The sequence below is a fragment of the Vibrio sp. 1249-1 genome, assembly GCF_033340495.1.
Genome location: NZ_JAWOWJ010000001.1, coordinates 204,659 through 219,097, shown reverse-complemented (window position 1 = coordinate 219,097; position 14,439 = coordinate 204,659). Strand labels below are relative to the sequence as shown.

Genomic DNA, 14,439 nt, shown 5'->3' with positions numbered 1-14,439 from the left:
AAGTTGATGAGTATAATTAATTTCTCTTATTATGGCGAACACCTTAAGATTTTTGCATCTGTTTTTGGAGATTAAATTATGTCGTCTATCGTTGTTGTGGGTGCAAACTGGGGTGATGAAGGCAAAGGCCGCATCGTTGACTTTTTGGCAGAGCAAGCTTCTGCGAGCATTCGTTTCCAAGGTGGTAACAACGCGGGTCACACCGTGGTTAACGATCTAGGTACGTTCAAGCTGCACCAGCTACCAAGTGGCGTATTCAACCCAGACTGTTTGGCAGTGTTAGGTCCGGGTATGGTTATCAGCCCTGCGTTGCTGTCTCAGGAGATTGCGGAAGTTGAAGAAGCAGGCGTAAAAGTGAATATGTGCATCTCTGATCGCGCAACACTGTGTCTACCTCTACACGCACTAGAAGATACGCTAGAAGAACAGCGTTTAGGCGACAAAGCATACGGTTCAACTCGTCAAGGTATTGCACCTGCGTACGGTGACCGCGTAATGAAGAAAGGCATCCTAGTTGGTTGGTTGAAGCAACCAGAAGTATTAGTTGAACGCCTTCAATTCATGATGGATTGGAAACTGCCGCAACTGCGTGCACTTTACCCGACGTTCGAGTTTGAACAAACCGCTGAAGAACTGGCGAACTGGCTGCTAGAAGTCTCTGCACCTTGGCGCGATTCAATTTGCAACGTAACGCTTCCTCTAAAAGAACTACAAGCGAAAGACAAAACTCTATTGTTCGAAGCGCAGCTTGGCGCGGGTCGTGACCTTGTTTACGGTGAGTACCCTTGGACAACATCTTCTAACGTTGTATCAATGTACGCGGGTATCGGTAGTGGCCTTCCGGCACTTCGTCCTGAACGCGTTATTGCTGTTGCAAAAGCCTTCAGCTCATCAGTGGGTACTGGTACGTTGATCACTGCAATGGAAGAGCAAGACGCTTTCCGCGAACTTGCTGGCGAGTTCGGTGCAACTACGGGTCGTCCACGCGACATGGGCTACTTCGACGCAGTCGCTACGAAGAATGGCGTTGAACTGCAAGCCGCAACTGAAATTGCACTAACGAAAGTAGACTGTTTGACTGGCCTTAACGATCTGAAAATCTGTGTTGGCTACGAAGGCGACCACAGCGAAAACCCAATCTGGCCTCAAACTGCCTCTCTTGCGCCAATCTACGAGAAGATGGAAAGCTGGAGCGAGGACATCACAGGTTGTCGTAAGTTTGAAGAGCTTCCAGTAGCAGCACAGAAATACGTTCTACGCATTGAGGAACTCATGGGCGTACCAGTAAAAATGGTGTCTGTGGGTCCTGGCCGTGAACAAATGATTATGCGATAAGATGTGAATTAACACATCATTGGCAAGCGGCTTTTATCTGTTCCGGGGTAAAGCCGCTTTTTTTTACACTGTAAACTTTGGAAAATTGCACGGCTAAATTCATGTTTAATAACCTCATCACGAGACTCCTACCTCCTTTATTTATAAATCAATAAATTATAAGACTTAACACGTTGTGCACGTTACTAGCACATCTCACTTGTTAAAGAAGCACGTCAATTAGGTTAACTGGTTGATTTGATATTCTTTAAGTGATTAGTTGATCACGATCTTCATCTGCAATTTGTTGAACTAGTACTCAAAAAATCTAACCCGCTGTTTTTAGGATAGATGAGTTCCCCAACATCCAACCTAACAGCAGGTGATTCCCATGACGAAAAATCTTTTCCGCCTCAGTACGATAACTCTCGGTTTATGCATCAGTTCGTTCTCTTTTGCGCAATCCGATCTTCCGAACATTAAAATCCTTGCCACTGGTGGCACCATAGCAGGCGCAGGTCAATCTGCAACAGAATCAAACTACACAGCAGGTAAAGTCGGCGTTGAATCATTGATTTCTGCGGTGCCGAGTATGACCAAGATTGCCGATATTTCTGGAGAGCAAGTGGTCAGTATCGGTTCACAAGATATGAATGATGAAGTGTGGCTAAAATTATCGAAAAGAGTTAATGAGCTACTCGATCAAGATGATGTTGACGGCATCGTCATTACTCATGGTACGGATACGTTAGAGGAAACCGCTTACTTCCTTGATCTGACCGTCAAGAGCAAAAAGCCTGTCGTGATCGTCGGTGCAATGCGCCCTTCCACCGCAATGAGTGCTGATGGACCAGTCAACTTATACAATGCAGTCGTAACAGCCACCGATGAAGATTCAGAAGGACGTGGCGTGCTAGTCGCAATGAATGACACGATTTTCGATGCGCGAGATGTGACAAAAACCAATACAACCTCCGTCAGCACTTTCCAGTCACCCAACTTTGGTGCTATCGGCTACATTCATAATAGCGATGCCAAATATCAACGAAGCCCAGAACGTAAACATACGACAGAAACCCCATTCGATGTATCAAAGCTTACTAAGTTGCCTAAGGTCGGTATTGTTTATAACTATGCAAATGCCTCCAGTTTGCCGGTGAAAGCCTTTGTGGATGCGAAGTTTGACGGCATCGTAAGTGCTGGTGTCGGTAATGGTAACTTGTACCACACTGTGTTTGATGAGCTAGAGAAAGCGAGTAAAGATGGCGTTGTTGTTGTAAGAAGCTCCCGAACGCCTAGCGGCTCAACCACTTTGGATGCTGAAATTGATGACGAAAAATACGGCTTTGTCGCAGCAGGTACATTGAACCCACAAAAAGCACGTATCTTACTGATGCTGTCACTGACTCAGACCCAAAACTATCAAGACATCCAAAAGATGTTCCAATACTATTAATGCTGTCTAAGGTTCATTCGATAGAGGAGGTATACATCTTACCTCCTCTTACACATAGCGACATGAGCGTCTCTTGTTAGCCAAACAAGCGACGCTTCATTCCTGCTTTTTCCAGAATACGCGTAGTAATTTCCTCAACAGACAGAGAGGACGTATTGATATATGGGATCGCCTCTCTTCTAAACAACGCCTCAACAGTGTCTAGCTCGAGCTTGCACTGCTCTGTGCTAGCGTAATCACTTCCAGACAAACGATTTTCACGGATTTCAGTCAAGCGCTCGGGATCGATAGTCAGCCCAAACAACTTATGACGATGGATCTCAAATTCAGGCAACAAACGCATCATCTTCACATCTTCCGCAATGAACGGATAGTTCACAACACGTAAACCAAATTGCATCGCCATATACAAGCTAGTCGGCGTTTTTCCACTACGCGACACGCCAAGTAAGATGATATCAGCTTGCTCCAACCCTTTTAGTGTGATGCCATCATCATGCGCCAATGTGTATTCAATAGCCGCAATACGGTCAAAATAGGTGTCGGAATCTTTCCCCACGCTGCGAGAACGCTGCAACTTAGGCTTTGGTGCCATCTGAATGTCGTCTTGCACTTTCTGCACAATACTCTCCAACACATCGTAACTGTATGCTGGCGCTTCAAGCAGCATTTCACGTACTTCTGGAACGACAATTGAGAAAAAGACCAGAGGTTTGACGCCATTGCGCTGGTAGGAAGTTTCAATTTCTTTGACTACGTCAGTAGCTTTGTCCTGGCTTTCAACAAACGGAAAGGTTTTTTCGTTAGGAATGAACGGAAATTGACCGAGAACAACATGCCCTAATGTCTCACATGTTATCGCCGTACCGTCAGAAACATAGAACACATCACGACTTTGGTTATTTATTTGCATTTCTGTTTAATTTTTCAAAATCTTTTGAGTAGGATGGTACACATAATATTAATAAACCAGTTTGGCTTTCAGTTAGGTTCACCACAGCTTTAAAAATTCGTTTGAATTTTTTTCAGCCAGAACGTAATCGTTTGCCTTTGATATCAATCTGAATGAAGCAATGTATGGTCAACGTGTAATAACAGCCAACATGCGATTGTTTAGATCGATTTAAGTCCCCCTACTAAGCTGCAATGTTTCTGGAGAAAGACATGCAAAAGAACACCCTCTGGTTCAATGGCCTATCCATGGATGATGTCGACAAAGTCGGCGGTAAGAATGCTTCACTTGGCGAAATGGTTTCTAACCTAGCAAACGCAGGCGTTTCTGTACCAAATGGTTTTGCGACAACCTCATACGCGTTTAACCAATTCCTTGACCACGAAGGTTTGGATGAGCGTATTCACCAATTACTCGATGAACTAGACGTTGAAGATGTAGAAGCTCTGCGTAAGACAGGTGCAAACATTCGTCAATGGGTATTAGAGGCCCCTTTCCCTGCGGACCTTGAACAAGAAATTCGTGAAAATTACCAAGAACTGATCGAAGGCAATCCTGAGCTTTCAGTCGCAGTTCGTTCATCTGCTACGGCAGAAGACCTACCTGATGCTTCTTTTGCTGGTCAGCAAGAAACGTTTTTGAACGTGAAAGGCATCGACGCAGTACTAGAAGCAACTAAGCACGTTTACGCTTCTCTATTTAACGACCGTGCGATTTCTTACCGCGTTCACCAAGGGTTCGACCACCGTGGCATCTCGCTATCTGCGGGTATCCAACGTATGGTGCGTTCAGATAAAGCCTCGTCGGGTGTTATGTTTACACTAGACACTGAATCGGGTTTCGACCAAGTTGTCTTCATCACCTCTTCATGGGGTCTAGGCGAGATGGTCGTTCAAGGTGCAGTAAACCCTGACGAGTTCTACGTTCACAAGCCAATGCTTGAAGCAGGCGAACACCCAATCGTTAAGAAAACATTTGGTTCTAAGTTGATCAAAATGATCTACTCAGATAACCAAGAAATCGGCAAACAAGTTGATATCGTTGATACTTCTGATGAAGAGCGCAACACGTTCTCATTGAACGACGACGAGATCAAAGAGCTCGCAAAACAAGCAATGATCATCGAAAAGCACTATCAGCGTCCAATGGACATTGAATGGGCAAAAGATGGCATTGATGGCAAGCTGTACATTGTTCAAGCGCGTCCTGAAACCGTATGTTCACAAACGGAACAAAACGTGATTGAGCGCTACGAGCTACAAAACAAAGCGGATGTTTTGGTTGAAGGTCGTGCAATCGGTCAGCGCATCGGTAAAGGCGTGGTTCGCTTGGTTGACTCTCTGGACCAAATGTCTTTAGTCCAAGAAGGTGACGTGCTAGTTACAGACATGACTGACCCAGATTGGGAACCAGTGATGAAAAAAGCATCTGCAATCGTAACCAACCGTGGTGGCCGTACTTGCCACGCTGCCATCATCGCTCGTGAGCTTGGTATTCCTGCAATCGTTGGCTGTGGCGATGCGACAAGCAAGTTAACCGATGGCGCAACCGTGACCGTATCTTGTTCAGAAGGTGAAACGGGCTACGTTTACCAAGGTGAACTTGAGTTTGATGTAAAACGCTCTTCTGTTGATGAACTGCCACTGCTACCAACAAAAGTGATGATGAACGTGGGTAACCCTGATCGTGCGTTTGACTTCGCACAAATTCCAAATGAAGGTGTTGGTCTTGCTCGTCTTGAATTCATCATCAATAAGATGATTGGTATCCACCCGAAAGCATTACTTAACTTTGATGCACAAAGCGATGAGCTAAAAGCAGAAATCACTCAGCGTATTCGTGGTTACAAAGATCCTATCGATTTCTACGTAAGCAAGCTGACAGAAGGTATCGCAACCATTGCTGCGGCATTTTGGCCGAAACGTGTTATTGTTCGTATGTCTGACTTTAAGTCTAACGAATACAGCAACTTGGTTGGCGGTAAAGCATACGAACCGCATGAAGAAAACCCAATGCTTGGCTTCCGTGGCGCGTCTCGTTACATTTCTCCAGTGTTTGAAGACTGCTTCGAGCTAGAAACTCAAGCAATCAAACGCGTTCGTAACGAAATGGGTCTGAAAAACGTTGAAATCATGATCCCATTTGTGCGTACACCAAGCGAAGCAGCATCAGTGATTGATTTGCTAGCGAAGTTTGATCTGCGCCGTGGCGATCAGGGTCTTAAAGTCATCATGATGTGCGAACTGCCATCCAACGCGGTCCTTGCCGATGAGTTCTTGAAGTACTTTGATGGCTTCTCGATTGGCTCAAACGACATGACTCAGCTAACGCTTGGACTTGATCGTGACTCTGGCGATGTTGCACATCTATTTGATGAGCGCAACCCAGCGGTTAAGGTGATGCTTCAGATGGCGATTGATGCGGCAACAAAAGCAGGCAAATACGTTGGTATTTGTGGTCAAGGCCCATCAGACCACGACGACTTAGCGGAATGGCTAATGGATCAAGGTATTAGCTCTGTATCACTAAACCCAGATACGGTTATCGATACTTGGTTAAAACTCGGTAAAGTTAGCAGCAAGTAACACACGATAAACTCTAGCCCTCACACTCCACTTGTGAGGGCTTTGTTATTCACACGTCATTTCACAATCAGTTCGTGATTCCTCTCTCAAGTTCGTCATTTAGTCAATTTCATTATCAAAGTCTGATGACCTAAAATGAATGGTATATCGATAACTCCAGAGAGAATTTGATGAAAAAGCCTATCGCACTCCTTACTACATTGATGCTCCTGGCATCCCCTGCTTATGCCGATTGGGATGAAATTTCCAATAAAATGTCTGAGCTTGGCGACGCAGTTTCTGATACTGCACAAGATGCTTGGGACGACACCAAAGCGTTTTCAAAACAAGCGTGGCAAGATTTCACGAACTGGTCCGAGGAAGCGATCAATACCGCAGGCGAATGGACAGAAGCCAGCATCGAGAAAAGCAAAGAATGGATAGATGCTGCCGACAAAAAAATTGATGAGCTGATGGAAGGCGATACGCCAGAAGAAGCTCGCCAAGCCGTGGACTTAATGGCAGATAGCGCTTTGCTCAAGTTATTTAATGAAAAGCCGGAGGCAAAAGCTATTTACGACAACGCGTACGGCTACGCGGTCTTTGATTCTCGTAAATTATCTTTGCTGTTTCACACCAACTCAGGGTCAGGAGTCGCAGTGAATAAGGAAACAGAAGAGCGCACTTATATGAATATGTTTGGTTTGGGCGTTGCACTTGGGGCTGGCGGCAAATTTTACCAACAAGTGGTTCTGTTTGAGAGCAAAGAAGACTTTGATACGTTCGTCAACGAAGGATGGGAGGCCACAAGTGAAGCCTCTGCTGTTGCGGGCGAAGATTCAGAGCAACTTTCAAAACAATTTAACAGCGGCGTCGCCGTCTATCAGTTGAACGCTAAAGGTTTGCTCATCGATGCTAACGTGTCTGGTTCTAAATATTGGGTTAACGAAGAGCTCACTAACTCGCAGTAATGCATAGCAACTAATCGCTTAAATAAAACCGTTGTTATGCACCCTTATCAATAAGTTAACGGGGATATGATTCCTCAAAACTGAGCACTTACGCAACTTTCTCTATGGAAGTCACCAGAAGATGGCGACTTCCCTTTCTCGTTGGATTGCTTTTGGTTATGCTTGCGCAAAACCACCTGCAATTCGGTATCCCATGCCTGACAATAACTTTAATAATCTGCTAGCAGAAGCAATTTCTGCTCTTAACACGCCTAACTTTACTCCTAAACTTATGCGTGTCATTCGCACTCTTTTTCATTTTGATTGCGCAGTTATTTTAGGTTACCGAGAAGGTAAACATCCTATTTATCTCTACGACTCAATTGAGAACGAGCGAGAGTTACTTTTTCAACGCTACCTTACTGACTCATTTCAAAATGACCCTTTTTTTCTCAAACTAAACGAGACAAAGCAACAAGGCGTATTTACGCTCAAAGACGTGGCGCGTAAAGGCGTTGACTTCACCTCATACTGCGAGCAGTTCTATCATCAAACAGGGTGGAAAGACGAACTTAGCATGCTAGTCGAAGTTGAATCTGGCCGTTGGGTCATGCTGTACTTCGGATATATGACTGATGGAAAATACTTTTCTCAGCAACAAATCAATAAGCTAAAGCCCTATTTCCCGATAATTCAGTCGCTTTGTCAGCAGCATTGGAAACAAACGGAATTTACCTTTTCTGAGCCTGTTTTTGCACAGAGTGCTTATTCTGGCAGTATGCGATTAGCCATTGAGCAAGCTTTAGCAACGTTTGGCGTAGAATCACTCACCCGTCGCGAACAAGAGGTGGCTTCGCTTCTCGCTCAAGGGTTTGACACCAAAGAAATTGCCGCGCGGTTACACTTAGTTCAAGGCACGGTCAAAAATCATCGAAAGCGAATTTACTCGCAATTAAATGTGTCTTCATTGAGTGAGTTATTCCAGCTTTTCCTCAATCACCTCATTCTCCATTCAAGATAAAAAACTGTCCCTTAAGGGATATATCGAGAAAAGGTGTCGCGTTTTAGTCTGAATGTAACAACCACTAAAACAGACAAAAAGAATGACGACACCATTACTGCAAGATTTACAAGATCGCGGCTTGATTGCACAAGCCAGCGATTTGGAAGAAATTCAGACACTTCTCTCACAGCCACAAACCGTTTACTGCGGCTTCGATCCTACAGCTGGCAGCTTACATATCGGCCACCTCGTGCCTTTGATTATGCTTAAGCGCTTTCAAGATGCCGGACACCAAGCTGTTGCCTTGATTGGCGGTGCAACGGGCATGATTGGCGACCCAAGCTTTAAAGCGACTGAGCGCAGTCTGAACTCAGAGGAAATCGTCTCAGGCTGGGTTAACGATCTTTCTAATCAAATTCAGCAGTTGATGAATCACCAACTGGCCAAGCCGATGATCATGGTAAACAACGCTGACTGGATGAAAGCGATCAATGTGATCGACTTCTTCCGCGATGTGGGTAAGCACTTCTCAATCAATACTATGGTCAACCGAGAATCGGTAAAACAACGCCTGCAACGACCTGACCAAGGTATCTCCTTCACCGAATTTAGCTACGCCCTACTGCAATCGTACGATTTTGCCGAGCTAAACCGTCGATACGGTTGCCGTTTGCAAATCGGTGGCAATGACCAATGGGGAAACATCGTCAGCGGGATCGATTTAACTCGCCGTCAAAATGGTGAGCAAGTATTTGGCTTAACTCTGCCGCTGATCACCAAATCCGATGGCACCAAATTTGGCAAAACCGAAGGCGGTGCAGTATGGCTAGATCCTAGCAAAACCTCTCCTTACGCGTTCTACCAGTTCTGGCTTGGCGCAGAAGACGCCGACGTTTACCACTTCTTGCGTTACTACACATTCTTGAGCTGCGAAGAAATTGCCAGCATTGAAGCGCAAGACCAAGCAAGCCAAGGTAAGCCACAAGCACAACGTATTCTCGCTGAAGAAATGACGCGATTTGTTCATGGCGAAGAAGGCCTAGCCAGTGCCGAGCGTATCACTCAAGCTTTATTCAGCGGTAATGTGCAACAACTGAGTTTGGGTGAATTAAAACAGTTGGAGTTGGATGGTTTACCAAGCATTGAGAGCACACAACAAGATTTGGTTGAGCTGTTGATTGAGTCGGGCTTAGCAAGTTCGAAGCGTGTTGCACGCGAACACATCAGCAACAACGCCATCAGTGTAAACGGTGAAAAAGTGGCGGCTGATAACCCGAGTTTAAGCTTCCCACTGTTTGATCAATATTGGTTACTGCAACGCGGTAAAAAGCACTTCTGCCTCGTAAAGCGTGCCGCGTAGCAACACTCGCAGTACAAAACCTATAAAAAAATTCCCCTCACCACTTTCGTGATGAGGGGAATCCAAATTTGAACGATTTTAAGCCTAACAATAGGCAAAGACGTTGCTTATTGCGTTCTTAAACGTTGCCAGTACTTTTCGTAAATCGCTAACGTTTCTGCGCCAACATCATTAATAAACTCGCCTTTTTTCAAGTCTTCTGATGAAGGGAAAATAGTACGGTTATTTTTCAACTCTTCTGGCAATTTGTCACGCCCAGCGTTCGTTGCCGACGCATAACCCAAACTGGTCACGATTTCCGCTTGGTTCTCTGATTGGTACATGAAATTAATAAATTTATGCGCCAATGCTTTGTTTTTACTGCCAGACGGAATAGTGAAGTTGTCCATCCACAATACCGCGCCCTCTTCCGGCATCACGAACTTCAGCTCAGGCATTTCAACCTGTCCTTGGAATGCGTTGCCGTTCCATTGCATGCCGACCGATGTTTCACCGGACACGTAAGGGACTTGCGGCGCATCTGAGTTGTACAGTAATACGTTGTTTTTCAGCGCTACTAGAGAATCAAAAGCCTGCTCGATTTCAGCTTCGTCTTTTGTATTCACGCTATGGCCATTTTTCTTCAGCGCCATACCGAACACGTCGCGGACGTCATCAATCAACATGACTTGTTGTTCGTATTGAGACTCCCATAAGTCTGCCCATTTGGTCACTGGTTGCTCAACTATGGATTCGTTGTAGCTGATCCCGGTAATGCCCCAAATATAAGGCAGAGAGTAATCATTTTTCGGATCGTGCGCTTGGCCAAGTAAGCCGTCCATTGTGTCTTGCATGTTTGGCACTTGAGCGTGATCTATTTTCGAAAGCAGTCCTTCTCGACCCATTTTTTCAATGAAGTACGCAGAAGCAAAAACCACATCGTAACCAGAACCTTTTAGCAATTTTAGCTTGGTATACATTGATTCATTATTCTCAAAGGTCGAATAATTAATCGTAACGCCTTCTTGTTTTTCAAACGCTTTTAACGATGCTTCCGGCAAATAGCCACCCCATGCATAAACGTTCAACGTTTTGCTATCTGCATGAGCAAACATGCTGAGCACAAGAGCACTCAGCCCCAATCCTTTGATGATTAATTTCATGGTATGCGATCCAACCAGTCCAGCGACGCGCTGGGATTCGGGTGCATAATTAGGTAATTATTACCCAATTGAAAGAAAATTTAATTAATCTTTAACAGCAAAAATATTTATCGAATTTATAAAATTAACGCATGTTTTTAATATCGACTGTGCATACCAAAATGATGAGACATTCCATCTTCCATTCGGCCACCTTTCCAGCCACCAGAGCCGAGTAAATTAAGCACATCTTGAGCGGTATAATCGGCACCAGAAAAGAAATCATGCGCCACGTCTGAGCGTATTGCTTGCAACTCTGGTTGGTTTTCCAAATCAAGATGTTGCGGATCCGCATATAATGCCAACGCAATTTTTTGTTGGCACGCGCTTAACTCGCTGGTGCTCGTCTTTACCTGACCAACCGAAAAGTACTCACGACTGCCGTATCCCACCACCAATCTGGTACTCATTAGTTTAATCACTTTCTTAATGCGGCGACGTTGTATAAATCTCAACATGTTTTGTTATTCCTGTATTAAGTTGGCTATGGTCGTATTCTTTTGTTCGAATTAAAACACTCTGTTTTATCCGCGAAATTTCTCTAGCGCTTTTCGCGATGATCGGTTGTATAATACGATCCTGAAATATTTTGTTACCTCGGTAACCCCTGAGACTGCAACATGAACAACAGCAGATGGGTCGGCTTTATAGGCGGCACGATTGTCTTACTTAGTACCTTTATCCTCTTCGGATCTTCCGTCCACGCTGCTTGGTACCGAATCCCTGCGGAAGCCATTCATGGTATCGCCTTCACTTTGGCTTTTGGTTTAGGGTTAAGCAGCCTGCTGGCGTACGCGACGGCAGTGATTACTCTTGCTGCACTATTCTACATTGGCTTTGTCGTTAGCTATCGGGTCCATCAGAAACTTAAATAGTCTTCTGTCTCAACCTGAGCTTAATAACGGATACTTGGTAACTAAAAAGGGAGCAAACGCTCCCTTTTTAGTTACCAGCATATAGATGTTCTATGCCCGCTTTAATCATTAAGGTGGCATACCCTCAACGACTGCTGCATACCTGAAACATCATCACCTAAATACTCAACCGTCATTGGAACGTTGACCAACAGAGTAAAACTAGAGTCACTGAACCTTCCATCAGCATCACTCTCCAAATGAACAAAAAACGCAGGCTTATCCGCAATCAATGTAATTCGCCTCCCTTCAATAGAGACATCTATATTGGCTTTCGCTATCGGCAAGGTTTTTAGCTCGTGAGTACTAAACCATGTGTTGCTTATTCTGTCTTCACCGATTTGCGCTTCAACATAGAAGAAGCCTGACGTAAGTTCATCCTTCTCGATCAATTCATCCAACTGCCACAAAATCGTATTGCTGTCTGCTATGACTGTTTGTTCTAAGCTCCAACATTGCTTTTCTTTCCCTTGCCAATCTACCCACTTGAGCAGTGCGTTGACGCTTGCGGGCGCCTTGGCATCATTGAGCAAATGTAGGCTCAACTTGCCTGTATGCTCGGAAAATACCAAATACTGCGGCGCAAAAAAGCGTTTTGCATGGTAGTGCAACTGCTTCCATCGACCACTGTATTCCAAACTAGACCAAGAACTGACAGGCCAATTGTCGTTGAGTTGCCAGTACAGCATGCCGCGACAAACTGGAGAAATGGCACGCCAATGATCGCATGCAGTTTTGATCGCGATTGCCTGCTGAACTTGACTTAAATACAGCATGCTCTCAAATCCAGAGGGAAAACGAAAATAGCGCGTGAACATCTCTGTGATAATACTATTACCACGAGGGTTCTTCTGATGTTGTTCGAAAGTTGGGGATGTAATATTCCAGTCTTGCTCAGGGACAAACCGCTTAACTTCAGCAAAAGATGGCCAAGATTGAAAACCAAACTCAGAGCAAAAACGAGGATTCACGTCAAGGTAGGCACTGAATGATTTTCCTGAATGCCAAACGTCCCAAAAGTGCATATCGCCTTTACTATCATCATGCCACGCATCACCGAAATCCAGTTCACCATTACATGGGGAACTTGGCCAGAAACGGCGAGTGCTATCTTGCTCGGTAATCTCCTTCTCAATCATGCGGTTGAGGCGATCGTAGTTAACCGTGTATTTGACTTTGCTGCGCTTAGATTCGTCATACCAACCAATAGCTCCAATCACTTCATTGTCACCACACCAAAGTGCGATTGATGGGTGCTTCTTAAGCCTCGGGATTTGGAATCTAAGTTCTTCTTCTACGTCTTTTAAAAACTCGTCGTTTGATGGGTACAACGAGCAGGCGAACATCATGTCTTGCCACACCAACAAGCCAAGTTCATCACAAAGGTTATAAAAGATTTCACTCTCGTACTGACCACCGCCCCATACGCGAATCATGTTCATGTTGGCGTCAACCGCACTTTGCAAAAGGTTGCGATAACGTGTTTCGTACTCTCGCCCCGGCATTGCGTCAATAGGGATCCAGTTGGCACCTTTAGCATTAATCGGTACGCCATTGACGATAAATTCCATTGCAGAGCCGTGCTCATCAACTTGGTTATTTAGGGTTAACTGACGCAAACCAATGTTGTGCGTTAACTTTTGCTCTCTGCAAGAAATGGTAATGGGATAGAGATACGCTTCGCCATAACCCGATGGCCACCAGCGTTGAGGCTCCAAAATGTGGAACTGGCAATGATAGTGACCACTTCCTTTTGTTTGAATACATTGACGCTCACCATTAAATTCAACCATCATTTCATGGCGTTGACTGTCCGTTTCCACTTCAACTACTACATCAAGAAACACACTCCCATCGGCTTGCCATTGCTGCTCTGTCGAGAAACCTTTGAGCCAAAGCTCATTCACAATGTCGATTTGAATGGGGTCGTAAATACCCGATACCATCAAGCAAATGCCCCAGTCCCATCCGGAATGGCATTGTGTTTTGCGGATCAAGTTCATGTGTGGAATTTGGTTGTTGCCCATTGCCGATGGAATAGGAAATGGCAGTTTTTTTGCTCTTGCGATACCTTCTAAATCCACCCGAGCAAACTCAACCCGAATCGTGTTAGTACCTTGCTTTAAATGCGGTTTAATATCCACACGTTGCTGGGTAAACATGTTGCTGCAAGTTAGTGCTAACTCACCATTAACATAGAAGGTTGCCAATGTATCGACACGAGTTAGCGTCATCCAAATTTGCTTGGCAGACAACGTAAACGCGTCGACGTCAAACTCACGTGAGATATGCCACTCACACTCTTCAATCCATCGAACTTTGTTTTCATTATCGGCAAAATAAGGATCTGGAATCTGCTCTGCTTGTAAAAGCGCCGACACATTATCGCCCGGAATAAACATTGGAATTTCAAGATTGGGACGCTGTGGCGAGGTAAGCATCCACTGCCCGTTAAGTTCGAAGTGAGCCATCGAGTTAAACCTTAGCTTCGGAAAAACATGTTTTCTCAATGTAATCCTGATAATCCCATGCAAAAACAAGGGAAATGTTAATTACATACGAAATGCGGTGCATTTCACGTAAAAACTCTTTCTTTTGATCTCTACCCAAAAATCAGCAACTTGGCTAACCTGTTAAAAATTAATCGAAATCTAAGGTTATATTTGCAACTTCGACATGTTAACATCATCGGCTTTTTGAACATCCTCACACTTTTCGTTGAAACGATGTGAGGGGAAATGCACG

General features: G+C 44.7%; 11 protein-coding genes. 7 read left to right on the top strand and 4 right to left on the bottom strand.

What is annotated here, in order from left to right; all coding sequences use genetic code 11:
* The first annotated feature begins 78 nt into the window (after positions 1–78).
* On the top strand, positions 79–1,335 hold the full coding sequence (locus tag R7Z50_RS01025; protein WP_005373814.1) for an adenylosuccinate synthase: 1,257 nt from the start codon (positions 79–81) through the stop codon (positions 1,333–1,335).
* A 370-nt stretch (positions 1,336–1,705) separates the two neighbouring features.
* Positions 1,706–2,770, top strand: coding sequence for an L-asparaginase 2 (gene ansB / locus R7Z50_RS01020; protein ID WP_213870063.1), 1,065 nt, complete (start codon positions 1,706–1,708; stop codon positions 2,768–2,770).
* Between the two features lie 76 nt (positions 2,771–2,846).
* On the opposite strand, the gene R7Z50_RS01015 is transcribed toward ansB, so the two are convergent.
* On the bottom strand, positions 2,847–3,683 hold the full coding sequence (locus tag R7Z50_RS01015) for a pyruvate, water dikinase regulatory protein (RefSeq protein ID WP_005373820.1): 837 nt from the start codon (positions 3,681–3,683) through the stop codon (positions 2,847–2,849).
* Positions 3,684–3,934: 251 nt separating this feature from the next.
* On the opposite strand from R7Z50_RS01015, the gene ppsA reads away from it, so the two are divergent.
* From ppsA to tyrS, 4 genes are all read left to right on the top strand, one after another.
* Positions 3,935–6,307: a phosphoenolpyruvate synthase gene (gene ppsA / locus R7Z50_RS01010; protein ID WP_005373822.1), complete on the top strand. Its 2,373-nt coding sequence runs from the start codon at positions 3,935–3,937 to the stop codon at positions 6,305–6,307.
* Positions 6,308–6,477: 170 nt separating this feature from the next.
* Positions 6,478–7,257: a hypothetical protein gene (locus R7Z50_RS01005; RefSeq protein ID WP_005373824.1), complete on the top strand. Its 780-nt coding sequence runs from the start codon at positions 6,478–6,480 to the stop codon at positions 7,255–7,257.
* A gap of 193 nt (positions 7,258–7,450) precedes the next feature.
* On the top strand, positions 7,451–8,257 hold the full coding sequence (locus R7Z50_RS01000; protein ID WP_021707696.1) for a response regulator transcription factor: 807 nt from the start codon (positions 7,451–7,453) through the stop codon (positions 8,255–8,257).
* Between the two features lie 82 nt (positions 8,258–8,339).
* Positions 8,340–9,599 (top strand): tyrosine--tRNA ligase, encoded by a 1,260-nt coding sequence (tyrS, locus tag R7Z50_RS00995; RefSeq protein WP_025767979.1) that lies wholly within the window; start codon positions 8,340–8,342, stop codon positions 9,597–9,599.
* A 107-nt stretch (positions 9,600–9,706) separates the two neighbouring features.
* Here tyrS and R7Z50_RS00990 read toward each other — a convergent pair whose 3' ends face one another.
* Positions 9,707–10,741, bottom strand: a complete 1,035-nt coding sequence (locus R7Z50_RS00990) for a PotD/PotF family extracellular solute-binding protein (RefSeq protein WP_318148809.1) — start codon at positions 10,739–10,741, stop codon at positions 9,707–9,709.
* A 137-nt stretch (positions 10,742–10,878) separates the two neighbouring features.
* Positions 10,879–11,238 carry a DUF6559 family protein gene (locus R7Z50_RS00985; protein ID WP_054577718.1) on the bottom strand — a complete coding sequence of 120 codons (360 nt, stop codon included), beginning with the start codon at positions 11,236–11,238 and terminating at the stop codon, positions 10,879–10,881.
* Positions 11,239–11,400: 162 nt separating this feature from the next.
* Here R7Z50_RS00985 and R7Z50_RS00980 point away from each other — a divergent pair, with 162 nt between their 5' ends.
* The gene (locus tag R7Z50_RS00980) at positions 11,401–11,655 is read left to right on the top strand and encodes a hypothetical protein (protein WP_318148808.1); all 255 of its coding nucleotides are present in this window, start codon (positions 11,401–11,403) and stop codon (positions 11,653–11,655) included.
* Positions 11,656–11,756: 101 nt separating this feature from the next.
* On the opposite strand, the gene R7Z50_RS00975 is transcribed toward R7Z50_RS00980, so the two are convergent.
* Entirely contained in the window at positions 11,757–14,165 is a 2,409-nt protein-coding gene (locus tag R7Z50_RS00975; RefSeq protein WP_318148807.1) for a beta-mannosidase, read from the bottom strand.
* Positions 14,166–14,439: the final 274 nt, after the last annotated feature.